Source organism: Nonomuraea marmarensis (assembly GCF_043197025.1).
GTDB classification, from domain to species: Bacteria; Actinomycetota; Actinomycetes; order Streptosporangiales; family Streptosporangiaceae; genus Nonomuraea; species Nonomuraea marmarensis.
In genome coordinates this window covers 166,970-192,617 of the sequence record NZ_JBICRM010000007.1, presented here as the reverse complement: position 1 = coordinate 192,617, position 25,648 = coordinate 166,970, and the positions used below count along the sequence as shown (strand labels likewise).

21 protein-coding genes are annotated in these 25,648 nt (G+C 71.3%); 13 read left to right on the top strand and 8 right to left on the bottom strand.

All coding sequences use genetic code 11. The features are described 5' to 3' along the window. Position 1: 1 nt before the first annotated feature. The 3 genes from ACFLIM_RS13930 to ACFLIM_RS13920 all read right to left on the bottom strand — a co-directional run bounded on the left by ACFLIM_RS13930 (position 2) and on the right by ACFLIM_RS13920 (position 3,355). Entirely contained in the window at positions 2-895 is an 894-nt protein-coding gene (locus ACFLIM_RS13930; RefSeq protein ID WP_393165188.1) for a discoidin domain-containing protein, read from the bottom strand. A 12-nt stretch (positions 896-907) separates the two neighbouring features. Next, positions 908-2,476, bottom strand: a complete 1,569-nt coding sequence (locus tag ACFLIM_RS13925; RefSeq protein ID WP_393165186.1) for an alkaline phosphatase D family protein — start codon at positions 2,474-2,476, stop codon at positions 908-910. A 93-nt stretch (positions 2,477-2,569) separates the two neighbouring features. Continuing rightward, positions 2,570-3,355 (bottom strand): DeoR/GlpR family DNA-binding transcription regulator, encoded by a 786-nt coding sequence (locus tag ACFLIM_RS13920; protein WP_393165184.1) that lies wholly within the window; start codon positions 3,353-3,355, stop codon positions 2,570-2,572. 288 nt (positions 3,356-3,643) lie between these two features. Between ACFLIM_RS13920 and ACFLIM_RS13915 the strand changes: the two genes are divergently transcribed. The 5 genes from ACFLIM_RS13915 (at position 3,644) to ACFLIM_RS13895 (ending at position 10,807) form a co-directional block, all read left to right on the top strand. Beyond that, positions 3,644-4,951, top strand: coding sequence for an extracellular solute-binding protein (locus ACFLIM_RS13915; RefSeq protein ID WP_393165182.1), 1,308 nt, complete (start codon positions 3,644-3,646; stop codon positions 4,949-4,951). A 5-nt stretch (positions 4,952-4,956) separates the two neighbouring features. After that, on the top strand, positions 4,957-5,856 hold the full coding sequence (locus ACFLIM_RS13910; protein WP_393165180.1) for a carbohydrate ABC transporter permease: 900 nt from the start codon (positions 4,957-4,959) through the stop codon (positions 5,854-5,856). Further along, a complete protein-coding gene (locus ACFLIM_RS13905) occupies positions 5,853-6,665 on the top strand; it encodes a carbohydrate ABC transporter permease (RefSeq protein ID WP_393165178.1) in 813 nt (270 codons plus the stop codon). The genes ACFLIM_RS13910 and ACFLIM_RS13905 overlap by 4 nt, the downstream gene beginning before the upstream one ends. Beyond that, positions 6,662-10,123, top strand: coding sequence for a hypothetical protein (locus ACFLIM_RS13900; protein WP_393165176.1), 3,462 nt, complete (start codon positions 6,662-6,664; stop codon positions 10,121-10,123). Before ACFLIM_RS13905 ends, ACFLIM_RS13900 begins: the two co-directional genes overlap by 4 nt. Before the next feature lie 66 nt (positions 10,124-10,189). After that, complete coding sequence (locus ACFLIM_RS13895; RefSeq protein ID WP_393165174.1) at positions 10,190-10,807, top strand: MBL fold metallo-hydrolase; 618 nt, start codon at positions 10,190-10,192, stop codon at positions 10,805-10,807. A gap of 55 nt (positions 10,808-10,862) precedes the next feature. Here the strand turns inward: ACFLIM_RS13895 and ACFLIM_RS13890 are convergent, their stop codons facing one another. Beyond that, positions 10,863-11,258 (bottom strand): CBS domain-containing protein, encoded by a 396-nt coding sequence (locus ACFLIM_RS13890; RefSeq protein WP_393165510.1) that lies wholly within the window; start codon positions 11,256-11,258, stop codon positions 10,863-10,865. 274 nt (positions 11,259-11,532) lie between these two features. Continuing rightward, positions 11,533-13,806 carry a xanthine dehydrogenase family protein molybdopterin-binding subunit gene (locus tag ACFLIM_RS13885; RefSeq protein ID WP_393165172.1) on the bottom strand — a complete coding sequence of 758 codons (2,274 nt, stop codon included), beginning with the start codon at positions 13,804-13,806 and terminating at the stop codon, positions 11,533-11,535. 59 nt (positions 13,807-13,865) lie between these two features. On the opposite strand from ACFLIM_RS13885, the gene ACFLIM_RS13880 reads away from it, so the two are divergent. Genes ACFLIM_RS13880 through ACFLIM_RS13865 form a run of 4 tightly spaced genes read left to right on the top strand, consistent with a single transcriptional unit; the run spans position 13,866 to position 17,560 of the window. Beyond that, positions 13,866-14,735 (top strand): FAD binding domain-containing protein, encoded by an 870-nt coding sequence (locus tag ACFLIM_RS13880; protein ID WP_393165170.1) that lies wholly within the window; start codon positions 13,866-13,868, stop codon positions 14,733-14,735. After that, on the top strand, positions 14,732-15,211 hold the full coding sequence (locus ACFLIM_RS13875) for a (2Fe-2S)-binding protein (RefSeq protein ID WP_393165168.1): 480 nt from the start codon (positions 14,732-14,734) through the stop codon (positions 15,209-15,211). Before ACFLIM_RS13880 ends, ACFLIM_RS13875 begins: the two co-directional genes overlap by 4 nt. A 4-nt stretch (positions 15,212-15,215) precedes the next feature. After that, positions 15,216-16,571: a cytochrome ubiquinol oxidase subunit I gene (locus tag ACFLIM_RS13870; RefSeq protein ID WP_393165166.1), complete on the top strand. Its 1,356-nt coding sequence runs from the start codon at positions 15,216-15,218 to the stop codon at positions 16,569-16,571. A 2-nt stretch (positions 16,572-16,573) separates the two neighbouring features. Beyond that, positions 16,574-17,560, top strand: coding sequence for a cytochrome d ubiquinol oxidase subunit II (locus ACFLIM_RS13865; protein ID WP_393165164.1), 987 nt, complete (start codon positions 16,574-16,576; stop codon positions 17,558-17,560). Positions 17,561-17,587: 27 nt separating this feature from the next. Here the strand turns inward: ACFLIM_RS13865 and ACFLIM_RS13860 are convergent, their stop codons facing one another. The 3 genes from ACFLIM_RS13860 to ACFLIM_RS13850 all read right to left on the bottom strand — a co-directional run bounded on the left by ACFLIM_RS13860 (position 17,588) and on the right by ACFLIM_RS13850 (position 19,909). After that, positions 17,588-18,271: a cation transporter gene (locus ACFLIM_RS13860; protein WP_393165162.1), complete on the bottom strand. Its 684-nt coding sequence runs from the start codon at positions 18,269-18,271 to the stop codon at positions 17,588-17,590. After that, entirely contained in the window at positions 18,268-18,669 is a 402-nt protein-coding gene (locus ACFLIM_RS13855; protein WP_393165160.1) for an ArsR/SmtB family transcription factor, read from the bottom strand. Before ACFLIM_RS13855 ends, ACFLIM_RS13860 begins: the two co-directional genes overlap by 4 nt. Before the next feature lie 64 nt (positions 18,670-18,733). After that, positions 18,734-19,909, bottom strand: coding sequence for a M50 family metallopeptidase (locus ACFLIM_RS13850; protein ID WP_393165158.1), 1,176 nt, complete (start codon positions 19,907-19,909; stop codon positions 18,734-18,736). Between the two features lie 167 nt (positions 19,910-20,076). Here ACFLIM_RS13850 and ACFLIM_RS13845 point away from each other — a divergent pair, with 167 nt between their 5' ends. From ACFLIM_RS13845 to ACFLIM_RS13830, 4 genes are all read left to right on the top strand, one after another. Beyond that, positions 20,077-20,946 carry an LLM class flavin-dependent oxidoreductase gene (locus tag ACFLIM_RS13845; protein ID WP_393165156.1) on the top strand — a complete coding sequence of 290 codons (870 nt, stop codon included), beginning with the start codon at positions 20,077-20,079 and terminating at the stop codon, positions 20,944-20,946. A gap of 77 nt (positions 20,947-21,023) precedes the next feature. Further along, on the top strand, positions 21,024-22,574 hold the full coding sequence (locus ACFLIM_RS13840) for an AMP-binding protein (protein WP_393165154.1): 1,551 nt from the start codon (positions 21,024-21,026) through the stop codon (positions 22,572-22,574). A gap of 152 nt (positions 22,575-22,726) precedes the next feature. Further along, positions 22,727-23,521, top strand: coding sequence for a sporulation protein (locus ACFLIM_RS13835; protein WP_393165152.1), 795 nt, complete (start codon positions 22,727-22,729; stop codon positions 23,519-23,521). A gap of 116 nt (positions 23,522-23,637) precedes the next feature. Continuing rightward, entirely contained in the window at positions 23,638-25,548 is a 1,911-nt protein-coding gene (locus tag ACFLIM_RS13830) for an amino acid transporter (protein ID WP_393165150.1), read from the top strand. Positions 25,549-25,648: the final 100 nt, after the last annotated feature.

Genomic DNA, 25,648 nt, shown 5'->3' with positions numbered 1-25,648 from the left:
ATCAGCGGGCCTCGACCTCGATGATGCGGGTGTAGTCGTTCGCCCCGTTCGAGGCCAGCGCCACGATGCGGACCGCGTCCGCGGTGACGGGCGTGAAGTCCGAGCGCGCGTTGCCCGCGGTGTTGCCCCGCACCTGCGCGACCGTCTGCCACTGGCCGCTCACCTGCGCCTGGACGTCCCAGTCACGCAGCCCGAACGTCGCGGCGGGATAGCGTTCCGTGTCGAGCGTGTACAGGTCCACCCGTGACACCTGCCTGGGGCTGCCCAGCGCGATGGCCACGGTGTCCGGCCAGGCCCTGCCGGTGGCGTCGTTCCAGCCGTTGCCGCCGGCCCAGCCGTTGGAGGAGCGGTCGCCGTCGGCGATGCTGCAGGGCGGGTAGTTGGCGTTCGTGTGCTGGGAGGAGGCGGTGACCGGGCGCCGGAGCGCGAGGTTGCCGCCGTTGTCGAGCCGGTCCACGGGCACGACCTCGACGGGCACGGACAACGTCTGGGCGGAGGTGCGCAGGCGCAGGCCGTACTCGCCTTCCTTGGCGTCGGGCGGGACGGCGACCAGCAGTTTCGCGCCGAGCTCGTAGCCGGGCGGCAGGTAGCTGGACAACATCGAGCGGGAGGCGCTCAGCGGCTGGTCGATCTCCACGTTCATGGTGGCGTACGCGGCCTTCTTCGCGTCGCTGCGCATGCCGATGTCGATCTTGGCGGGGCAGGCGGGGTCCACGCCGAGCGGGGCGACGAGCCGGTCGGCGCTCGCGATCGGGGTGAGCTTGCCGGTGCCCTTGGAGGTGCCCGGCCGGACCTTCACGGACACCGACTGAGGAGGCTCGGGGGTGGGATCCCAAGCGGCGGCGGTGAGGGTGGCGGTGGCTACCAGGGCCAGTGCGGCGGTGAGGTGACGCATGATCGTTCCTTCCTAGAGCGCGTGCAGGCCGGGGGCGCCGTCGAGGGTGACCAGGCTGGCCCTGGTGGAGACCGGCGCGCCGGGGCGGTCCACGTACGGGACGACCTTGAAGTCCGCCCGCCACTGGTCCCGAGTGATCTCGCAGGAGACGTAGCCGCGCTGGTAGCTGGAGAACTTCAGGTGCGGGTTGGCCGGGTCGGTGCCGCCCGGCGGCACGCCGGTCGAGGCGTTGCCGTTGCCGCCGCTGCTGACGGACGTGCCGACGAGCTCCACGCCGACCGTGCGCGAGGCCGGGTCGTCGAAGTTCGCCTTGAGCTCGCCCGCCAGGTTGTAGTGGATGTCGCCGGTCAGCACCACGGGGTTGCTCACCTGACGCTCGATCATGCCGTTGAGCACGCGGTCCTTGGCGGCCTTGTAGCCGTCCCAGAGGTCCATGCTGAGCTTCTGCGCGGGGCCCTGGTCGTAGTCGAGCTGCATCATGGCGATCTGCTGGGCCAGCACATTCCACTTGGCGCGGGACGCGCCCAGGCCGTCGAGCAGCCACTTCTCCTGCTCGGCGCCGAGCATCTGCCTGGCGGGGTCGAGGCGGTCCGCGCAGTCCACCTGCTGCCCGTCGCCGCAGACCTGGTCGTCGCGGTACTGCCGGGTGTCGAGCACGTTGAACTCCGCGAGGTCCCCGAAGGCGAACCTGCGGTAGATCCGGGCGTCGGGGCCCTCGACGGAGGGCACCCGGACGGGCATGTTCTCCCAGTAGGCGCGGAAGGCGTTGGCGCGGATCACCAGGTAGTCCTGCTCGGTCACCTCGCCGCCGGGGCCGTTGGAGCCCGCCCAGTTGTCCAGCACCTCGTGGTCGTCCCAGGTGACGATCCACGGAGCCCGGTGGTGCGCGGCCTGCAGGTCGGGGTCGCTCTTGTAGAGGCCGTACTGGATGCGGAAGCGGTCGAGGGTGTCGCACTGCACCCGGAACTGCTCGGGCACGGGCGTGTTCCGCATGCCGCCGGTGGGCACGATGCCGTACTCGTAGATGTAGTCCCCGAGGTGGAACACCACGTCGGGCTCCTCCTCGGCGAGGTGGCGGTAGGCGCTGTAATAGCCGTCCTGCCACAGCGCGCACGAGGCGAAGGCCAGCCGCAGCGACTCGGGGCTGCTCGACGGGGCGGGCGCGGTCTTGGTCCGGCCGACGGGGCTGATCTGGCCGCCGGTGCGGAAGCGGTAGAAGTACTCGCGGCCCGGCCGCAGGCCGTTGGCGTCCACGTGGACGGAGTGGCCGTACTCGGGGGTGGCCCAGGTGGAGCCGTGCCGGGCGCGCCGGGTGAACGCCTCGTCCTCCGCGATCTCCCAGTCAACCCTGATCTTGTTGTACGGCAGCCCGCCGAGCGGCTCCAGCGGCTTGACGGCCAGCCGCGTCCAGAGGATCACCCGGTCGGGCAACGGATCGCCGGACGCGACGCCGAGCTGGAAGGGGTAGTCGCCCTTCACGCTCGCCCGCGCGGTCGACGGGTCGGCCAGGCCGGTGGTGAAGGCCAGGGCCAGCGCGGAACTGCCGAGCCCGAGGAAGGATCGGCGGGAGGGAGGGTGCATGCTGCTTCCTAAGCTGGGGGGCGAAAGCCCTCACTTTGTAGCAAGCAGGCGACTTCTTAACAAGATGCAAGTTACAAATAACGCGCTAGAGCGTTACAACTGCGCCACCTGAACGTTCGCATGGTGGTCGCGCAGCCGCTGCAGCAGATCGGCCGGGGCGTTCGCGTCGACCACGACGACGTCGAAGTCGTCCAGCGGCGCGACCCGGTGCAGCGCCACCCGGGCCAGCTTCGTGCCGTCGACGGCCAGGATGCGCCGGGCGCCCGCGCGCAACATCGCCCGCTTCACCAGCACGATCTCCTGCTCCTGGTGGAAGGCGTACTGCTCGGAGATGGCCGAGGTGGACACCACGACCACATCCGTGCTCACCGCCTCGACCGCGTCGACACAGCCGAGCCCGAGAAAGGAGTCGTGGGTGGCGTGATATTCGCCGCCCAGCGCGATGAGCCTGATGTCGCGGCTGCCGGCCAGCAGCCTGATCGCCTCCAGGAAGTTCGTCACCACGGTCAGCGGGGCCAGCTCGGTCAGGTGACGGGCCACCGCCAGCGCCGTCGTCGAGTCGTCCAGCATGACCGAGCTACCCGGCTCGATCATGCCCGCCACCAGCCGGGCGATGGCGTCCTTCTCCGCCGTGTGCGCCTTGAGCCGGTAGACGATGTTGCTCTCCCACACGTTGCTGGCCTGGGCGGTGGCGCCGCCGCGGACCTTGCGCACCATGCCCTGGCGCTCCAGCTCGTCGAGGTCGCGGTGGATGGTCATCACGCTCACCCCGAAGCTCTCGGCGAGCTCGGTCACGGAGGCGGAGCCCCGGCGCACGATGTGCTCGGCCATGCCGTGCCATCGCGCTGACCTGCTGGAGGTGTGCTGCCGCGATTTCACCCTGAACTCCACCCTGCTCGGCCGGCGCTGGATTTTACTCTTGACACCCAACTCGGGCGACTCATACTCTCCCGACATCTATCACTTTTAACAAGCTTGATTGTTAAATTCACAAGCGAGTTACGTGGAGGTGGAGGCGTTGGCTCCGTCCGGCCGTATGTGCTGCCCGTCTCCGACCCCTCCTGCCTTCGCGGAGGTCCTGTGCGCGCTCCCTGCCTCCTTCGCAGGGCCCTCATTAAAACGTTCGCATCGGTGTTCTCTCGGGGGATCACTTCTTAGGAGACCAGCATGACCGACCTGCTGCACGACGCCAGGGTGAGCCGCGGCCAGTTCCTGCGCATGATGGGCGGCCTGGCCGCGGCCGCGGTCGCGACCGCCTGCTCCACCCGGCCTGAGACCACCGCCACGACGGGCGGCGGCCAGGCCGCCGCGACCGAGCTGAAGTTCATCGGCGTGGCCGACCAGAAGGCGCCGATGGACGGGCTGGTGGCCGCCTACCAGAAGGTCAAACCCGCGGTGCGGCTCACCGCCTCCTACGCCCCCACCGACCAGGTCCAGACCTCGGTACGCACCCAGCTCGGCGCCGGCAACGCCCCCGACCTGCACGTGGTGTACCCGGGCAACGGAAGCGCGATGTCGATGACCCAGATCGCCAAGGCCGGGCTGCTGGCCGACCTGTCCGCCCAGGCGTGGACGCAGACCATCCCGGCCGGGTTCAAGCCCGCCTTCCAGCTCGACGGCAAGACCTACATCTACTCGGCCGGGTCGTCGGTCATCGGAGCGGTCTACAACAAGAAGGTCTTCGAGCAGGCGGGCATCGATGCGCCGCCGACGACCTGGACCGAGTTCCTCGCGGTCTGCGACAAGCTGAAGAAGGCCGGAGTGGTGCCGATCGCGCTGGGCGCGCAGACGCCGTGGGTCACCCAGCTCATCACGTACGCGCTGGTGCCCTCGACCGTCTACGCCAAGGACCCGACGTTCGACGACAAGCAGCTCGCCGGGCAGACCAGCTTCGCCCAGTCCGGCTGGCGGCAGGCCATGGAGATGTACCTGGAGCTGCAGAAGCGCGGCTTCTTCAACGACAAGCCCAACGGCACCACGTTCGAGCAGCAGACCTCGATGGTGGCCACCGGCAAGGCCGCCATGGCCATCCAGGTGTCGGCCGTGCTGCCGGACTTCCGCAAGGCCGCCGCCGCGCCCGACGACCTGTCGATGTTCCCCCTGCCCGGCGCCGACGACGCCGCCTCCGTGTGGATCCCCGCCGGCGTCGTCGTCGGCCTCGGGGCCAGCGCCAAGGGCAAGAATGTCGAGGAGGCCAAGGCGTTCGTGGACTTCCTCGGCAAGCAGGAGAACATCAACGCCTGGGCCAAGGCCATCGCCGCCATCCCGCTCACCCAGGACGCCTCCTCCACCATCGACCCCGCCGTGCAGTCGTTCCTGTCGTTCACCAAGGACCGGGCGGTGCCGTTCATGGACCAGCGCTGGCCCAACGCCGAGGTGCAGCCGGTCCACTTCGCGGTGGTCCAGGAGCTGCTGGCCGGAAAATCCACGATCGACGAGGCACTGAAGAAGATGGACGAGGCGTACCAGAAGTGACCTCAATGACTGCTCCGCGGGCGCGGGCCCGTGCCAGGTGGCGGCGCTTCAGCGCCGCCACCCCGCCTTGGCTGTTCGCCGCGCCCGCCCTCGTCGTGTACGCGCTGGTCGTGCTCTATCCCGCGATCAGCGGCGTGGTCTACGCGTTCACGGACTGGAGCGGGATCGGCCAGGACATGTCCTTCGTCGGCCTGGCCAACTTCCGCACGCTGCTGGGCGACGAGCAGGCCATGGGCTCGATCGGCAACACGCTGCTGCTCACGGTGGCCATCGTGGCCGTGCAGAACGGCGTCGGCCTGCTGCTGGCCCTCGGGGTGCACGCCAAGCTGAAGAGCCGGGCGCTGCTCCGCGTGATCTTCTTCGCGCCGGTGGTGGTCAGCCCGGTCATGGTGGCGTTCCTGTGGAAGTACATCTACAACCCCGACCCGGCCGCGGGGCTGAACGGCCTGCTCGGCCTGCACGTGGACTGGCTGGGCGACCCGTCGGTGGCGCTGTGGTCGATCGCCGGCATGGTCGTGTGGCAGTACGCCGGCTACTCCATGGTCATCTTCCTGGCCGGGCTGGAAGGGGTGCCCAAGGAGCTGCACGAGGCCGCCATGATCGACGGCGCCGGCACCTGGCAGCGCTTCCGCTACGTCACCTGGCCGCTGCTCGCCCCCGCCGTGACGATCAACCTGATGTTGTCCACGATCGGCGGGCTCAAGCTCTTCGACCAGGTCTTCGCCGCCACGAACGGCGGCCCCGGCTACGCCACGGAGACCTTGTCCACGGTGCTGTACAAGCAGGCGTTCGTGTTCGGCAAGTTCGGCTACAGCACCGCGATCGCCCTGGTGCTGGCCCTGTTCGTGGCGGCGGTCTCGTTCATCCAGGTCTCCTACCTGCGTAGCCGCGAGGTGACCGCGTGAGAAGGACCTTCCTGCTGGAAATCGTCATGATCGCGATGGCGGTGGCGTTCCTGTTCCCCGTCTACACCCTGATCTCGTTGTCGCTGAAGGACCCGGCGCAGATCTCGCAGGCGCCGCTGGCGCTCCCGAACCCGCCCACGTTCGGCAACTTCGCCAGCGCCTGGTCGGCGGCGGCGCTCGGCCCGTCCCTGGTCAACAGTACGGTGATCACCGTGGCCAGCCTCATCGCGCTCATCGCGCTCGGCTCGTTCGCCGCCTACTTCCTGGCCCGGGTGAAGACCCGCCTCGGCTACGGCCTGTACATCCTGTTCCTGCTGGGCATCGTGCTGCCGTTCCAGCTCGGCATGATCCCGCTCTACCAGCTGGTGACCGACCTCGGGCTGATCGGCACGCACGCCGGGATGATCCTCTTCTACACCGGCATCCAGCTCCCGTTCACCGTCTTCCTCTACACGGGGTTCATCCGGGCGCTGCCCCACGAGTACGCCAGCGCCGCCCAGATCGACGGCGCCTCGCACCTCACGGCGTTCACCCGCGTCGTCTTCCCGCTGCTGCGGCCCATCACCGGCACCGTGCTGATCCTCAACGCCGTCTTCATCTGGAACGACTTCTTCACCCCGCTGATCTACCTCGGCGGCTCCGGCTACGAGACGGTCCCGGTCAGCGTCTTCGCCTACGTCGGCCAGTACGTCTCCCAGCACGGCCTCGTCTTCGCCGGGCTGGTGCTCGGCGCGCTGCCGATCGTGGTGGTCTTCCTGGCGCTGCAGCGGTACGTCATCAAGGGCTTCTCCAGCGGGCTCAAGGGATGAACGTCTTCGACGTGCTCCGCGAGCCGCCCCGGGAGTACTCCCCGGCGGCCATCTGGTGGTGGAGCGGCGAGCCGCTGCGCAGGGACCGGTTGCGCTGGCAGCTGGAACGCCTGGTCGCCGGGGGAGTGCGCAACCTCGTCATCCTGAACCTCGCGCCCTCGGGCCCGACGTTCGGCGCCGACGCCGACGACCCGCCGTTCCTGTCCGAGGCGTGGTGGGAGCTGCTCGACGGGGTGTGCGCCGACGCCTTCGAGCTGGGCGCGTACCTGTGGTTCTACGACCAGCTCGGCTTCTCCGGCGCCGACCTCCAGGCCCGCCTCGTGGTGGAACGTCCAGAGTTCGCCGGCCAGTGGCTGGCCGCCGACGGGTCGGTCTCGCTGCGCGGCTTCGACTACCTGTCCGCCGAGGCCTGCGCGGTGCTGCTGGACCGGGTGCACGGCGAGTTCGAGCGGCGGGTCGGGCACTGGTTCGGCCGGGTGATCGCCGGGTCGTTCCAGGACGAGCTGCCCACCATGCCCACCTGGTCCGCCCGCTTCGCCGCCCAGTATCGGGCCCGCCGGGGCGCGGAGTTCTCGCTTGCCGAGCCGGACTGGCGGGCGTACCAGGAGACCCGCGCCGAGCTGGCGGAGGAGGCGTTCTTCCGCCCTCTGGCGGAGTGGCACGAGCGCCACGGGCTGCTGAGCGGCTGCGACCAGCAGGACCCGGCTCGGGCCGGGCATCCGGTGGAAGGTGTGCAACTGTACGCCGACTACGCGCGTACCCACCGCTGGTTCAGCGCGCCCGGCTCCGACCATCACGGCGACGCCCGCCTGCACGCCTCCCTCGCCCACCTGTACGGCCGGCCGCGCACCTGGATCGAGGCGTTCCACTCCAGCGGGTGGGGCGGGACCCTCGAGGAGACCTTCGACTGGCTGCTGCCGTGGCTGCGGGCCGGGGCGACGTTGTACAACCCGCACGCGGTCTACTACACGACCAAACGCGGCTGGTGGGAGTGGGCGCCGCCGTCCACCGACTGGCGCCAGCCGTACTGGCGGCACCACCGCGTCTTCGCCGACGCCGTCACCCGCCTGTGCGCCGCCCTGTCCCTGGGACGGCACGCCTGCGACCTCGCGGTCCTGCTCCCCACCACCACCGCCCAGACCGGCACCGCACTGGACGGGGCCGGGTTTGACGGGGTCGAGCAGCGGGCCGCGCGGGCGCAGGAGGTCTATCGCGAGATCGTGGGCGACATGGCCTGGTTCGCCACCGCGCCCGGCGTGCTCGACCGGCTCTGCCTCGACGCCGACGTGATCGACGAAGACTCGGTACGGCGCGCCGTCGCCGAGGACGGGCGACTGGCCGTGTCCACCGAGGCGTACCGTGCCGTGATCCTGCCCGCCGTCACGGCCCTCGACGAGGACGTCGCCGCCAGGCTCGACGAGTTCGCCGAGAACGGCGGGCTGCTGGTCGCCGTCGGCGCGCTCCCGGACTCCCCGCCCCTGCGCGCCCGCTTCGAGACGGGCCAGGCCTGTTACGTCGACTCCGCCGCCGGTCTGAGGGAGGCGCTGGCCGGGCTGCCCAGGCGGGTCGAGGCGCCGGTGCCCGCGCTGGTGCGTGAGGTCGGGGAGACCACGCTGGTGTTCCTGACCGCGGCGTCCCCGATGGCCAGCAGGATCGGCGTGGGACGGCCCGAGGAACGCGGCGTGGAGCTCGGCTGGCTGGACGCCGTCATCGACTTCGACCCCGGCCGGTACGTCCGCGACATGCGCATCATCGTCAGGGGCGTCTCGGGCACACCGCTGCTGGCCCGCCTCTTCGACGGCGGACCTCCGAGAGCGCTGCCGCACACGCGGCACGGGGACGCCGTGGAGGTGGTCGTGCCCTTCGACGACGGTCCGGCCGCCCTGCTGGTGTTCGACGGCACCTCCGCCGAGCCCGCGCTGCCGCGGCCCCCGTACCCGGTCGAGGCCGATCTCGGGGACGAGTGGGACGTCGAGCTCGCCCCCACCCTGGACGACACGTGGTCTGATTTTGGTGGGTCTGACTTCGGCGGCGGCAAGGGCGTTGAATGCTGGACGCTGCGGACGCCGGACGGGGAACCGGTGGATGTGACGTTCGGGCCGCGAGGGGAGCAGCGAGTCGGCGACGGCCCGTGGACGCCCTCGGTGTGGTCGGCCTCCAGAGGGCTGCGCAAGGACCCGGTCCATCGGGAGACGCTCGGGCCGAAGGGGCACGTGCCGATGGAGTTCCTCGCGTTCGGCCGCGTCGGGGCGGGTACGCAGGCTCGCTTCCGCACCCTTCTCACCGTGCCGCCAGGGCCCGGCGCGTGGCTGGCCGTCGGGGCCGGGGCGGCCAAGACCCTGTGGCTCGACGGTGCGGAGCAGCTGCTCGACGACAGCGGCTACGCCGCCGTCACCCGCTCGCCCGTCCCGCCCGGTGACCACCTGCTGGAGCTGCTGCTCGTGCCGGACGAGGAGCTCGACCTGCGGGCCTACGCCTGCCTGGTGGCCGATCCCGCCGACGCCGCCCGCCCCGAGTGGATCGCCGGCACGCCGCTGGAGACGACCGTACGGGAGTCGTTCGAGCTGCTGCAGGTGGCGTCCACCGCGTCCTGCCGGGTGCTCGTCAACGGTGCCGAGGTGGGCAGGCAGGGCGGCTTCGACCCATACGCCGAGGCGGACATCCCGCGGGTGCGCCGCTACGACGTGTCACACCTCCTGCACGCTGGCGACAACACGATCCGGATCGAGTCCGACGGCTGGGTCCTGGTCGACGGCCTGGCTGTCTCCGGCCCCGGCTGGTCGCCCCGCCCCCAGGTGCGGCGCCGCCAGCACGGCGACCCCGCCGCCCTGTACCTGCGCCCCCGCCCGCACCCGCTGCCCGAGGCAGGCTGGCTCGACGGCCGCCCGGCCGCCCTGCCCGCCACCTTCGCGGTGCCCGGCGCCTGCCCGCGAACCGAACGGTTCCTCCTGGACCCGCCTCCGGGTGCGACCGGCATCGAGGTGGACGCCCCGGGCCTGGTCGAAGTGCGCGGCTGGCCGGACGCTGCCGAACTCGAGGTGGCCACGGTGCCGGGCGCGCAGGCGGGGGCGGCGTTCGCCGGGCCCGTGCGATTCACCTGCGGACCCGGCCGGATGCGGCTCGGGGACTGGGAGGAGCGCGGCCTCGCCGGGTACAGCGGCGGCGTGCGGTACCGCACCACCGCCACGGCCGGGGGCGGGCCGGGCGTGCTCGATCTGGGCCGGGTCAGGGGCACGGCGGAGGTGACGGTGAACGGGCGGCCCTGCGGCATCAGGGTGTGCTCGCCGTACACGTTCGACGTCGAGCTGGACGAGGGCGACAACCCGATTGAGATCCTCGTCCTCGGGACCCTGGGCCCGTACCTCGACGAGGTCAGCCCCACACACTTCGTCTTCCCCGGCCAGCGCAGCACCGGCCTGTTCGGCCCGGTACGCCTGCGCACACCGGATCGAACCTGAGCGCCTCGCCGTCGCGCACCCTACTCGTTCCCGGGTTTGGTGGGGTCGCTCTGGTTGACTTGCGGCGTGGCCACACCACCCACCCCGACCGTGCGGCTTCGCCTGGTCGGGGTGGGTGCGATGAACTCCCCGCGCTATCGTCCCGCCGGATTGCTGGTCAGTTGGCGCGGCCACCGCGTCCTGCTGGACGCGGGCGGTGACGCCGCGGGTGATGAGCCGCTCGGCGGCTGGCTGGTCTGCGACGAACGCGCCGAGCTGATGCCCCAGATCCGCCGTACGGCGCGGGCACTCGGGCTGACGGTCGCCGCGACGGACTACCGGGCGGGCGGGGTGGAGATCGTGCCGTTGCCGGTCAGCCACACCTCCCATCCCACCTATGGCTACCTGATCCGGACAGAACAGGCTCGGGCCGTCTGGGCCCCGGAGTTCTGGACCTTTCCCGAGTGGGCCGCCGGCGCGGACCTGATGTTCGCGGACGCCGCCGGCTGGAACCGGCCGATCCGCTTCGCCGGCGGCGTGGGCGGGCACGCCGCCGTGCTCCAGGTCGCTCAGGACGCCCGGGATCGCCAGGTGGGGCGGCTGGTCTTCGCCCACATCGGCCGTCCGTCCATCCGGGCGATCGACCGTGGCGAGCAGCCGCCGTTCGGCGAGTGGGGCGTCGAAGGCCGCACCTACCGCCTGTGAACACGTGGTACCGGAAGGGGCCCCGGCTGGGGCCCCTCGCTCGTACGGTCGTCGCTCACGCCGGAGCGTAGAGGCGATGGACGAACTCGGCGAGCTTGTTGTCCGGCAGTTCCTTGGCCAGGTCGGCCTCGCTGACCATGCCCACGATCCGGTGCTTCTCGATCACGGGCAGCCGCTTGATCTGGTGCTGCTCCATCTTCTCCAGCGCCTCTTCGACGCTGCTGCCGGCCTCACACCACACCAGCCCGCGGGCCAATTCGCCCGCTATGGTGCGGTCGAGGTCCTTGCCTTCGGCGCAGCACTTGATGACGATGTCCCGGTCGGTGATGATCCCCTTGAGCCGGTCGTCGTCCCCGCAGATCGGCAGCGAGCCGACCGACAGGTCGCGCATCATCTGGGCAGCCGTGCGCAGGTTTTCATGTTCGCCTATGCACTCCGCTCCCTGGTGCATCACGTCCTGGACCCTTTTGCTGATTCCCGATGTGCCCATTGTGCCCATTGCTACCTCCCCCGAGAAAGGTCGATGGAGCCTCCAGGTGAGTCCTACCCACCGGATGGCGGGTCAGTGACGGGTCCGCCGGTAGATCCCTCGTAACCCGACGCCGTCAGCCGCCCTTGGCGACGAGATGGGGGGCCATTTACCCGTCGAGCCTGAACGGGATGGTGCGCCACGGGCTCCCGGGATGCCGGGTGAGGATGCGGTGGAGGTGACCGCCGAGCCACCGTCACGGTGTTCCCCGGCGCGCCGCGGCGGCCGCCCATACCGCGGCGGGTGTCAGCGGCATGTCGATGTGGTCGACGTCGAGGGCGTCGCACACGGCGTTGACCACGGCGGGCGGGATGCCGATGCAGCCGGCCTCGCCCGCTCCCTTGGCCCCCAGGGGCGTGTTGGGGTTGGGCGTGATGGTCTCCAGCAGGGTGACCGGCGGCATGTCGGCGGCGGTGGGCAGCAGGTAGTCCAGCAGGGTCGACGCGTACGGCAGGCCGTCGGCGCCGATGACCGCCTCCTCGTACAGGGCCTGACCGAGACCCTGGGCGATCGAGCCGTAGCCCTGGCCGCTGACGATCATGGGGTTGACGACCACCCCGTAGTCGTCCACGGCCACGAGTCGCCGCACGTGCACGGAGCCGAGGTCCGGGTCGACCTCCACGACGGCGATGTGCGTACCGTACGGGAATGCCTGCGGCGGGTGCACGATCTCGTCGGCGCGCAGCGGGCCGGTGCGGGCGACCAGTTCCCCGAGGGGCAGCCCGGGGAGCGGGCCCGCGTTCAGTCCGGCCTCGGGGACCTCCCCTGGAGAGCCCTGGAGGCCGACCACCAGCCGGCCCGAGTCGTAGGAGACCTCCTCCTCGCCCACGCCGAGGAGCCCGGCGCAGCGCCGCCGCGCGGCGGCGACCAGCGACTCGGCGGCCCGCCACAGCGCCGCCCCGCCCACCTGGAGGGAGCGGCTGCCGAAGGTGGCGTACCCGTAGGGCACCTCGCCGGTGTCGCCCTCGATGACGCGGACCCGGTCGATGTCCACGTCCAGAACCGAGGCGACCACCTGCGCGAACACGGTGAAGTGGCCCTGCCCGGTGGACGTGCAGCCGACCCGTGCGAGGAACGTGCCGTCCGCGCACGCCTCCACGCTGCCGAACTCGGCGGTGTCCGGCGGCCCTCCCGAGCGTTCGACGTACGAGGCGATGCCCACGCCGAGCGGCGGCCCGCCCTCCGCGCGGCGCCGGGCCTGCTCGGCGCGGATCTCGCGGTAGCCGACGGCGGCGAGGGCCTTCTCGAGCGCGGCGGCGTAGTCGCCCGAGTCGTAGGTGCGGCCCGTCGGCGTCAGATAGGGGTACTGGCCGGGGCGGATGAAGTTGCGGCGGCGCAGCTCGGCGGGGTCCAGGCCGAGCCGCCGGGCGAGCCGGTCCACCGTGCGTTCGAGGGCGTAGGTGGCCTCCGGGCGTCCGGCGCCACGGTAGGACGTGGTCGGGGCGGTGGTGGTGAGCACGCACCGGATCCGCGTGTGCACTCTGGGCGTGCGGTACGCGCCGGTGCTCATCGCCCCGGTCAACATGGGCACGTAGGCGCCGGTGTGCGGGTAGGCGCCGATGCCGGCGTCGATCAGCAGCTCGTACGCGAGGAAGGTGCCGTCGGTGTCGGCCGCCAGCCGTACCCGCTGGTTCTGGCCGCGGCCGCGCGGACCGGCCAGCATCGCCTCGGCGCGGTCCTCGCACCAGCGCACCGGCCGGCCGAGGTGGACGGCCAGCAGGGCGGCGACCACGTACTCGGGGTAGGTCTGGCTCTTGGCGCCGAACGCGCCGCCGGTGGCCGGGACGATCACCCGGATCCGCTCCCGGTCGAGGCCGAGCGCCTTGGCGAGCGAGTTGCGCAGCCGGTGCTGGGCCTGGTGGGAGACCCACACGGTGAGGCGGCCGGCGCGCCCGGGTTCGACCAGGATCGCCCGCGGCTCCAGGGACGTGGGGAGCAGGAGTTGCTCGCGGTAGGCGGCCTCGACGACCACCGGCGCGGTCGCGAACACGTCGTCGGCCGGCTCGCCGAAGGTGCGCTCGGCGGCCACGTTGTCGCGGTCGTCGAACAGGCGGGGCGCGTCGGCGGCCAGCGGATCATCGGTGCAGGGTCGCGGTTCGAGGTCCAGCCGGACGCTCTCGGCCCCGTCCTCGGCGCGGGCGCGCGTGCCGGCGGCGACCACGGCGAGCGCCTCGCCCGGGTAGCGGACGCGGTCGGTGGCCAGCAGCGGCCACGGCGGCGCGCCCTCCTCGCCCGGCATGGTGCGGGCGGCGAGGTAGGGCAGGTCGGCGGCGGACCACGCGCCGGCCACCCCCTCCTCCTTGCGGGCGGCGCGAACGTCGACCCCGTGGATCAGCGCGTGCGGCACCGGGCTGCGGGCGAACGCGAGCTCGAGCGTGCCGGGAATCTCCAGGTCGGCGACCCTGCGCGCCTGCCCGGTGACCAGCTCGCGATCCTCCCGCCGCGGCAGCGGCAGCCCGATGTACCGCAATGTTTGGACACCCCCGCTTTCGGTACCAATGTCGATATCGGATGCCCGGGACGGGGGACATGAAACCGGCACAATTCCACTACTTCGCGCCCACCTCCGTGCCGGAGGCGGTGGCCATGCTGGCCGAGCGCGGGCCGGACAGCCGCGTGCTGGCCGGGGGGCAGAGCCTGCTCATCGAGCTGCGCTACCGGAGCGCGCGCCCGGCCCTGGTGGTCGACATCAACCGGATCCCCGGACTGTCGGAGGTCACGGTCGAGGACGGCTCCGTGCACGTCGGCGCGCTGGTCCGGCACGCCCAGCTGGAGCACGCCGGGTTCGACGACCCGCTGGCCGAGCTGTTCCGCCAGGTGGCGCCGTACGTCGCCCACCCGCCCATCCGGGCCCGGGGCACCTTCGCCGGCAGCCTGGCCTGGGCGCATCCGGCGTCGGAATGGTGCGCGCTGGCCATGGCCCTCGGCGCCGGGATCGAGCTGGAGGGCCCGGCGGGACCGCGTACGGTGCGCGCGGACTCGTGGTTCCGCGGCCCGTTCGCCACGGCCTGCCTGCCGCAGGAGCTGGTCACCGGCGTACGGCTGCCGCGCCCGCCCGCCGGAACCGTCGCGGCGTTCGCCGAGCACCGGCGTACCCACGGCAGCTTCGCCCTCGCCGCAGCCATGGTCATGTTGCGGCTCGGCCAGGACCGCGTCCAGTGGGTGCGCATCGGGCTCGCGAACGCGGCCGGCGTTCCCCTGCGCGCCATCGGGGCCGAGTCCCTCCTGATGGGGGAGCGCCCGGAGCCGGAGCTGCTCGCGGAGGCCGCGGCGCGGGCCGCCGCGGACGCGGACCCGCCCGACGAGCCGCACGCCCCGGCCGCCTACCGCAGGCACGCGCTCGCCACCCTGGTACGGCGCTGCCTCGCCAGAGCCATCGAGAACACGGGGACCCCATGAGCGTCGAACTCACGGTCAACGGCAGCACCCACCGGCTCGACGTCGAGCCGCGCACCAGCCTCGCCGACGCGCTGCGTGACGGGCTCGGGCTCACCGGTACCACGCTGGGGTGCGAGCACGGGGTCTGCGGCTCGTGCACGGTGCTGGTCGACGGCACCGCCATCCGCGCCTGCCTCGCCCTGGCCGTACAGGCGGAGGGCGCCGACATCCGCACCGTCGAGGGGCTCGCCGACGGCGACACGCAGCATCCGCTGCAGGAGGCGTTCGCCGCCGAGCACGCGCTGCAGTGCGGCTTCTGCACCCCCGGCTTCCTCATGCTGCTGGCCGGCGCCCTGGCCCAGGAGCCGGACCTGGACCGGGACGAGCGGCGGCTCGACGAGGTCCTGGCCTCGAACCTGTGCCGCTGCACGGGCTACACGGGCATCCGCCGCGCCGCCGTGCGCGCCGCGGCCCGGCTGCGCGCGAACGGCGGCTGAAGCGATGATCGTTCAGGCAGTGGACGCCGCCGACCTGGCCGCGGCGCGGATGCAGATGGCGCTGTCGCTGGGCTGGCACATCGTCATCGCCTGCCTCGGCGTGGGCATGCCCGCCATCACGCTGCTCGCCGAGTGGCGGGGGCACCGCACCGGTGACGTCCACTACCGGCTGCTGGCCCGGCGGTGGGCCAGAGCGATGGGCGTGCTGTTCGCGGTGGGCGCGGTGTCGGGGACGATCCTTTCGTTCGAGATGGGGCTGCTGTGGCCGGGACTGATGGGCGTCTACGGTGAGGTCATCGGCCTGCCGTTCGCGCTGGAGGGCATCGCGTTCTTCATCGAGGCCATCTTCCTGGGCATCTACCTGTACGCCTGGGACCGCCTGCCACCCAGGGCACACCTGCTGGCCGGGATCCCGATCGTGCTGGCCGGCGTGTCCAGCGCGTTCTTCGTCGTCACCGCCAACGCCTGGATGCAGCAGCCCACGGGCTTCGACACCGAGGGCGGTCGCATCGTCGCGGTGGACCCGTGGGCCGCGATGTTCAATCCGGCCACGCCGCCGCAGACCGTGCACATGATCCTGGCCGCGTTCATGGTGGCCGGGTACGGCATGGCCAGCGTCTACGCCGTCTCCCTGCTGCGCGGCCGGCGCGACCGCTACCACCGGCTCGGCCTGCTGCTCCCGCTGACCGTCGCGGCGATCGTCACCCCGGTGCAGATCGGCGTGGGCGACTGGGCCGCCCACCACGTCGCCGACAACCAGCCGGTCAAGCTCGCCGCCATGGAAGGGGTGTTCGAGACCGCGCGCGGGGTCCCGCTCCACCTGGGAGGCATCGCGATCGACGGTCAGATGCGGTACGCGCTGGAGATCCCCTACGGCCTGTCACTGCTGGCCCACTGGAACCCGAACGCCGAGATCACCGGCCTGAACCACACTCCGCCCGCCGACCGGCCGCCGGTCAACGTGGTGCACTGGGCGTTCCAGATCATGGTGGGCCTCGGCTTCGCCCTCCTGGGAGTGGCACTCTGGCTGGCGCTGGCCTGGAAACGACACCGGGGCCTGCCGCGCTCGCCGTGGTTCCTGCGCGCGGCCGCGCTGTCGGGAGTGGCCGCGGTGCTGGCGCTGGAGGCGGGCTGGGTCGTCACCGAGGTCGGCCGCCAGCCGTGGATCGTGTACGGGGTGTTGCGCACCTCGCAGGCGGTCAACCCGGCGCCCGGCCTGGTATACGGGTTCGTACTGCTGGCGGCGGTCTACGTGGCGCTGACCGTGGCCACCGTCTACGTGCTGCGCCGCCTGGCCCGCGACGTGCCCGTGCCGATCGCGCCGCAGGAGCCCGACGTCACCGGCTACAAGGTCGTGTGAGCATGCCGGAGATCATGCTCGCCGTCCTGTGGGCCGGGCTGACCGCCTACGTCCTGTTCGCTGGCGCGGACTTCGGCGGCGGGGTCTGGGACCTGTTCGCCGGCGGCGCCGTGGCGGGGCAACGGCAGCGGGCGCTGGTGGAGCACTCCATCGGCCCGATCTGGGAGGCCAACCACGTCTGGCTGATCTTCGTCATCGTGCTGATGTGGACCGGCTTCCCCTCGGTGTTCGCCGCGATCGCCTCCACGCTCTACATCCCGCTCACCATCGCCGCGCTGGGCATCATCGGCCGCGGCGCCGCGTTCGCCTTCCGCAAGGTCTCCACCCAGCTGTGGCAGCAGCGGCTGTTCGGCGCCACCTTCGCCTTCTCCTCCGTCGCCACCCCGTTCTTCCTCGGCGCCGCGGCCGGCGCGATCGCGTCGGGCCGGGTGCCGCCCGGCATCGCCAGGGGAGACCTGGTCGGCAGCTGGGTCAACCCCACCTCCCTGACGGCCGGAGCCCTGGCCGTCGGCACCGCCGCCTACCTCGCGGCCGTCTACCTGGCCCGCGACGCCGAGCGCGCCGGGGACGCCGACCTGGTCGACGCCTTCCGGCGGCGCGCACTGGGCTGCGGCGGCGTCGTCGGCGTGTTGTCCGCGGCGGGGCTGCTGGTCCTGCGGGCCGACGCGCCCGGCCTGTTCGCCGCGCTGACCTCGGGCCGCGCGCTCCCGGTCCTGGTGTTGTCCGTGCTGGCGGGCCTGGTCTCGCTGGTGCTGCTGTGGCGCCGCGCCTACCTCGCCGTACGGTTGACCGCCGCGCTCGCCGTGACCGGGTTGTTGTGGGGTTGGGGAGTGGGCCAGTATCCGGCGCTGCTGCCCGGCGTCTCCCTCACCGAGGCGGCGGCCACCGACACCGTCCTGGCCGCCACCCTGGCCTCCCTGGCCGTGGGCGGGCTCTTGCTGCTGCCGTCGTTGTGGTGGCTGTACGCCACCTTCCAGCGAGATCGCTAGGGCAGCACCGAGGCGAGATCCTGCCGATCAGCGGTTGTCCTCCTGAGAGCAGCAGCCATCCGCGCACCCGCCGGCCTCAGCGGCCGGGACGGCGCAGCAGGCATCCCCGCGCCAGGCCGCGCGGCCCTCCTTGACCGCGACCCCCGCGATGACCAGGGCGGCGATCGGATCGGCCCAGGACCAGCCGAACAGGCTGTTGAGCGCCAGCCCGGCCAGCAGCACCGCCGACAGGTAGGTGCACAGCAGGGTCTGCTTGGAGTCGGCGACGGCCGAGGCGGAGCCCAGCTCACGGCCGGCCAGGCGTTGCGCACGCGACAGGAACGGCATGACGACCAGGGAGAGCGCGGCCAGGATCAGGCCGGGAGTGGAGTGTTCGGCCGCGCCTGTGCCGAGCAGGGCGCGTACGGCATCGAAGGTGACGTAGGCGGCCAGCGCGAAGAAGGAGATCGCGATCACGCGCAACGCCGTCTTCTCGCGGCGTTCGTGGTCGGCGGCGGCGAATTGCCAGGCCACCGCCGCGGCCGAGGCGACCTCGACGACGGAGTCCAGGCCGAACCCGATCAGGGCGGCCGACGAGGCGATGGTGCCGGCCGTGATGGCGACCGCGGCCTCGATCACGTTGTAGGTGATGGTGGCCGCCACCAGCAGCCGGATCCGGCGTTGCAGCAAGGCCCGCCTGGCCGGGCCCAGGGCCAGGTCCGGCGCGGTCATGACACCGTCGCCGCTCGTGTGTGGACGTGGGAGCCGATGTCGAGGGGACCGGTGACGGGGCAGAGGGTGACCGCGTGGCCGGTGGCGGCCAGTAGTTGCTCGGCGGAGGCGAGCAGGTCCATCAGCTCGGGCCTGGTCAGGGAGTAGAAGGACTGGCGGCCTTCGGCGCGGTAGCCGACCAGGTCGCAGTCGCGCAGGCAGGCCAGGTGTTTGGACACCGTGGACTGGGCCAGCCCCAGCTCGTTGGTCAGGTCCACGACCCGGGCCTCGCCGCGCGCCAGCCGTTGCACGATGCGCAGCCGGGTCTCATCGGCCAGCGAGTGGAACAGCGCCGCCGCCGGCGGGACCCCCGCGGCGATGTCGGCGCTGACGCACGGGCCACTACTATTGATCGCCATATGGCGATGATAGCCCAAATTCGTTATGGGGTAGGCGCCTTGGCGCTGCCGGGATGCGCTGGGCTCAGTGGTGCTGGTCGTGCCGGGTGGTGAGGTCCGCACCGTGCGGCGGCGAGTGCCCCTTGTCGCGCCGCAGGTCGCCGATCTGCAGGGCCCGGCTGATGTCGCTCGGCGAGACGATTCCGATCGGATGCCCGTCCGGGTCGAGGACCACGGCGCGGCCGTCGGCGCCGCCGTTCATCCGGGGCAGGAGATCGGTGAGCAGCTCGTCGGGCCGGGCGCTCGGCAGCTCGTCCGGCGGGCAGGCGATGTCCCGCAACCGGGTCGCCAGATGGTGCCCCCGCTCCACCCGGCGGATGCGGTTGAGCGTGACCAGCCCGTGGAACCGTCCCTCCTCGTCCACCAGCGGGTACGCCGAATAGCGGGAGCGCAGCACCACCCGGTCGACGAAGTCGGAGACGATCTCGTCGGGCTGGGCCGTGATGAGCTCGCGGGACATGACGTCGGCGACGCGCACGCCCTGCAGGCTCGTGGCGGCACGGGTCTGCTGCTCCTCGGCGGTGGCCGCGTTCACCAGGAAGAGGCCGATCAGCGCGAGCCAGAGCCCCTGGAAGCCGAGCCCGCTCACCACCTGGACGAACCCCAGCGCGATGAGCAGGTAGCCGAACACCCGCCCGGCCCGCGCGGCGGACACGGCCGCGAACACCCGGTCGTGCCGCCACGCCCACAGCGCCGCACGCAGGATCCGCCCGCCGTCGAGCGGCGCGGCGGGGACCAGATTGAAGATCCCCAGCAGTACGTTGACGCCGGCCAGATAGGACAACATGCCCGCCGCCAGGCCCGCGGGCGCCGCCATCGCCAGCACGGCGAACACGGCACCGAGGAAGAGGCTGGTCAACGGCCCGATGGCGGCGATCCGCAAATCGGCGCCCGGAGTACGGGGCTCGCCCTTCAACTCCGCCACGCCGCCGAGGAGCCACAGCGTGATGCCGGACACCTCGATCCCCTCGCGGCGCGCCAGAAGCGCGTGGCCGAGCTCGTGGGCCAGCAACGAGGCCAGGAAGAGCACCGCCGCCACCAGCGAGGTGAGCACGTAGGCGCCGGTCGAGTACCCGGGGAACGCCTTGGGGAACAGGCCGAACGCCAGCCCGACCACCAGGATGATGACGATGACCACCACGCTGATGTCCAGGCCGATGGCGACCCCGCCGACCCGTCCCAACCGGATGGACGAACGCATGACACCTCCCTGCGACCCGCTGTACCACCCGACTACCCGGGTTCCCGCACGGTAGACGCGATCGCTTGGCCGGGATGGTTGACATCGGTTCGCGCGTGGCGCGGCGATGATCCGGGGGACGGGAGTCGTGGCTGGTTAGAGTGGTCGGGACCACGGGGGTGTCATCCATGAACGTCGGCCTCGGCCTGCCCATCAGCGATCCACCGGCCCTGCTCGACTGGGCCAGGTGCGCGGACGCCGGCCCGTTCAGCACCGTCGCCCTGCTGGATCGCCTCGTGTACGACAACCCGGAACCGCTGGTGACGCTCGCCGCCCTGGCGGGCGCCACGGGCCGGATCCGTGTGCAGACGGAGGTGCTGCTCGCCCCGCTGCGCCAGCCCGCGCTGATGGCCAAACAGGTCGCCACCCTCGACCGCCTGTCGGAGGGCCGCCTGACGCTCGGCATCGGGCTCGGCGGCCGCCGGGACGACTACACCGCCGCGGGAGTCGGAGTGCGTGGCCGTGGCGCGCGGCTCGACGAGATCATGACGGATATGCGGCGCATCTGGTCCGGCGAGCCGTACGGGGAGGAGAGCGGGCCGATCGGTCCCGCGCCCACGCGCCAAGGCGGCCCGGAGATCCTCTTCGGCGGCTTCACCACGGCCACCGTCCAGCGCGTCGCCCGTTTCGGGGACGGCCTGCTGAGCGCGTCGCCGCTGGACGACACGGACCGCCTCTTCCGCGCCACCGAGCAGGCGTGGCGAGCGGCCGGGCGTACCGGACGGCCCAAGCTGGTCGCCCAGGTCAACGCCGCGCTCGGCCCGGACACCACCATCGAGGAGGCGCGCGGTCACCTTCGCCGCTACTACGGCGGACCGCACTACATGGACCTGCCGGCGAACTACACCGACCTGGTCGGGCAGCGGATGCTCACCACGTCGGGCGAGGTCCGCGACGCCGTCGACCGGCTGACGGAGATCGGCGCGGACGAGATCATCTTCTACTGCTGGTCCGCGGACATGGACCAGATCGACCGCTTCGCCGAGGCGCTGGCATAACCGGCGAGCCCTCCCGCGGCGGGGCTCGGCATGCGACGATCTATACGGCACAGGCATTCCAAGGGGTTGGAGGGCCGATGTCCGGTCTGTCGTTCGAGCCGTTGACCCCGACGAGCTTCCTCGAACGGTCGGCGACCGTGTTCGCCCAGCGGCTCGCGGTCGTGGACGGTGAGCTGACGCTCACCTACGCCCGCCTATGGGAACGGGTCCGGCTGCTGGCCGGCGGACTGGCCGGGGCAGGGGTGCGGACAGGCGACCGGGTGGGCCTGCTGGCCGCCAACGGCCACATGATGCTGGAGGCGACCTTCGGTGTCCCGGCGGCCGGCGCGATCATGGTGCCGCTGAACATCCGGTTGTCGCCCGGTGAGCTGGCCTACATTCTCGATCATGCCGAGGTGTCCGTCCTCCTGCACGACGGCGAGCACGCGGCACTCGCCCGCGCGGCGTCCGAGGCGAGCCTGTCGCGCCCGCGGCTGGTTGGCTCAGGTGAAGGGAGCGAGTACGAGGCGTTACTGGCCGGTGCGGAGCCGCTGCTGGTCCGGGTGGCCGACGAGCTGTCACCGCTGTCGATCAACTACACGAGCGGGACGACGGGCCGGCCGAAAGGGGTCGTGTACCACCACAGGGGCGCCTATCTCCAGGCACTGGCCATGGCACTGCACACCAGGCTCGACGCGGCCAGCAGCTACCTGTGGACCCTGCCGATGTTCCACTGCCACGGGTGGTGCTTCCCCTGGGCGGTGACCCTGGCCGGCGGGCGGCACGTCTGCCTGCGCAAAGTGGACCCGGAAGAGGCCTGGCGGCTGATCCGCGAACACCGCGTCACCCACCTGTGCGGCGCCCCGACGGTCCTCACGTCCCTGCTGACCCATCACGACGCGCCTGCCGCCGCCCTCGACCCACGGCTGCTCGCCTGCGTCGGCGGCGCACCGCCGAGCCCCGTGCTGCTCGGCCGGGCGCTGCGGGCGGGGATCGACGTGATCCATCTGTACGGGCTCACCGAAACGTACGGCCCCGCGGTGATCTGCCAGCCGCAACCCGAATGGAGCACCCTGGACGTCGGGGAACTGGCCACCCTGACCGCGCGGCAAGGCGTGGGCAACGTGATCGCCCAGCGGATCCGGGTCGTCGACGAGCACGGCGCCGACGTGCCCGCCGACGCCACCACGATCGGCGAGATCGCGGTCCGCGGCAACGACGTCATGGTGGGCTATCACCGCGACCCGGCGGCCACGGACAAGGCAGCGCCCGACGGGTGGTTCCGTACCGGCGATCTGGGGGTCCTGCATCCCGACGGCTACGTGCGGCTGGTCGACCGGGCGAAGGACGTGATCATCTCCGGCGGCGAGAACATCGCCTCGGTCGAGGTGGAGAACGCGCTGGTGAGCCATCCGGCGGTGCAGGAGGCCGCGGTGGTCGCGCGGCCCGACCCGCATTGGGGTGAGGTGCCCGTCGCCTACGTGAGCCTGGCCGCCGGGGCGAGCGTAACTGGCGGCGAGCTCATCGAGCACGTACGGAGCCGGCTGGCGCACTTCAAGGCGCCCAAGGCGGTGTTCTTCGGGGACCTGCCCAAGACCTCGACCGGGAAGATCCAGAAGACCGTGCTCAGGGAACGGGCGGCCGGCTAGGTCCGGACGAATTCGCCGAGCTGCGCGGCGCGATCACGCGCCCAGGCCGGATTCCCCCCGACGGGAGGATTTCGTATCCGCCGGAACCCAGCTCCCCGCCCGGCCGTTCAGGGGGGCGAGTGGCTCGATCCCTTTGAGGCGGGAGAACGACCGTGGTCTTCAAGCGCATGCTCAGTGCGTTCGGCGCCGGGGCGCCCTCGATCGGCACCTTCCTGGCCACGGCGCGGACGCAGCCCGGCGGCACGCTGTCCGGTGAGGTACGGCTGAAGGGCGGCGCCTTCGACGCCGAGATCGAACAGATCGGCCTCGGGCTGGTCGCGCGACTGGAACCGGCACGGGAGGGCGCCGAGCAGCGCGGGGTCGAGGAGTTCTCGCGCGCTCAGATCACCGGCCCCGCCACCCTGTGCCAGGGCGAGGAACGCACGATCGAGTTCCAGATCGCGGTGCCGTGGGAGACCCCGATCAGCGAGATCGGCGGCCGGCGCATGACCGGCCTGGCGCTGGGCGTGCGTACCGAAGTGGCCAGTGCCAGGGCGGTCGACAAGGGCGCGCTGGACATGGTCGGGGTCAGGCCCGTGCCGTCCCAGCTACGTGTGCTGCAGGCGTTTCCGGAACTCGGCTTCCACTTCAAGTCCGCCGTCCTGCAGGCGGGCCGGCTGGCCGGCGTGCGACAGGCTCTGCCGTTCTACCAGGAGATCGAGTTCTACCCGCCCAGCCGGCACGCCGGAGCCGTGCACGAGATCGAGCTGGCCTTCGTCGCGAGCTCGGCCGGATTGGAGGTGATCCTGGAGGCCGACAAGCACACGGGCCGCTATGCCTCCGGCGTCGCCACCGGGCGCTTCCAGCTGAGCCACGCGGAGGCGCTGCGTACCGACTGGCCCAGCGAGGTCGACCGCTGGCTGGCCCGCCTGGCCCATCACGCCCGCGGCGACGATCACCGTCGCTAGCGGCCCCCCGTATACGGATATATACGTTTTCTTGACGCCCTGACCAGGTCAATCACCCTTCTTGGCTGGATAAGGTGCGATGCGTCTTTACGCCGTTTTGACGAAGGGTGACCGGAATGGTGCTGGCGAAACGGCCAGTCGCTACGGAAGGGACGCTGCGTTCCTGGTTGTTGCAGGGGCTGCAGACCGACCGTAGGCAGATCGAGCACGGTCCCCATGTGAAGCACCCGTGGTGGCGGGTGATGTGCCTGACCGGCGTGGACTACTTCTCCACATTGGGCTACCAGCCTGGCATCGCGGCGCTGGCGGCCGGGTTCCTCTCGCCGCTGGCCACGTTGTTCCTGGTGGTGCTCACGCTGCTGGGCGCGCTGCCGGTCTACCGCCGGGTGGCGGCCGAAAGCCCGTACGGGCAGGGCTCGATCGCGATGCTGGAGAAGCTGGCGCCGCAGTGGTGGGGCAAGCTGTTCGTGCTGGCGCTGCTGGGCTTCGCGGCCACCGACTTCGTGATCACGATGACGTTGTCGGCGGCGGACGCCACCGCGCACATCCTGGAGAACCCGTTCGTTCCCGACTTCCTGGCCGGGCAGCGGGTGATCGTCACGCTGGTGCTCCTGGCGGCGCTGGGCGGCGTGTTCCTGATGGGCTTCGGCGAGGCGATCGGCATCGCCGTGCTGCTCGTCTTCGTCTATCTGGGCCTGAACGCGATCGTGGTCGGCACCGCCATCGTGCACGTCGTCGAGGCGCCGCAGGTGGTCGTGGACTGGCAGCGTGCGCTGAGCCTGGACTTCAGCAGCCCCTTCGCCATGATCGGTCTGTCGTTGCTGGTCATGCCGAAGCTGGCGCTGGGCATGTCGGGGTTCGAGACCGGTGTCGCGGTGATGCCGGTGGTCAAGGGAGATGTGCCGGATCGGATCAAGGGCACCAGGCGGCTGCTGACCGTCGCGGCGCTGATCATGAGCGTGTTCCTGATCTTCTCCAGTTTCGTCACCACTGTGCTCATTCCGCATGGGGAGTTCGAGGAGGGCGGGAAGGCGAGTGGACGGGCGCTGGCGTATCTGGCGCACGGTTACCTGGGCGACTGGTTCGGCACCGCTTACGACGTGAGCACCATCGCGATCTTGTGGTTCGCCGGGGCGTCGGCGATGGCGGGGCTGATCAATCTCGTGCCGCGGTACCTGCCGCGATACGGCATGGCGCCGGAGTGGACCGGGGCGGTCCGGCCGCTGGTGGTGGGGTTCTCGGCGATCGCGTTCGGCATCACGATCATCTTCGACGCCGACGTCGACGCCCAGGGCGGCGCGTACGCGACCGGCGTGCTGGTGCTGATGCTCTCGGCCGCCGTCGCCGTGACGTTGTCGGCCTGGAAGAAGGGTCAGCAGAAGGCGGCGGCGGGGTTCGCCGTGATCTCGGCGGTGCTGGCGTACACGCTGGTCGACAACGTGATCGAGCGGCCGGACGGCGTGAAGATCGCCTCCTTCTTCATCGTGGCCATCATCGTCACGTCACTGATCTCCCGCGCCACCCGCTCGACCGAGCTGCGGGTCACCGAGGTGCGCCTCGATCCGCTGGCCGAACGGTTCGTCAACGAGGCGTGCGGCGACATCCACCTGATCGCCAACGAGCCGCACGAACGGGACCAGACCGAATACAACGACAAGCTGCGCGAGCAGTGGATCAACCATCGGCTGCGCAGCTCGGAGCCGGTCCTGTTCGTGGAGGTCTCGGTGCCGGACGCCTCGGAGTTCGAGACCGAACTGCACGTCAGGGGCGAGGAGCGGTACGGCCACAAGATCCTGCGGATCGAGAGCTCGGCCGTGCCGAACTCGCTGGCGGCACTCCTGCTCTACCTGCGTGACCGCAGCGGGTCGGTGCCGCACATCTACTTCCACTGGGCCGAGGGCAACCCGGTCGTGGCGATGTTGCGGTACCTGGTCTTCGGTGGCGGCGACGTGCCGCCGCTGACCCGGGAGGTGCTCCGCAAGGCCGAACCTGACCTGGAACGCAGGCCGCACGTCCACGTCGGCTGAGCCACCCGCTGTACGTTTTGTGTAGTTTTTTGGTCTTTGGGCGTCAGGGTTCCGTATGGGCGGGCAAGCGTAGGTCCGCGCCCGGGGCAGCATGAGGGAG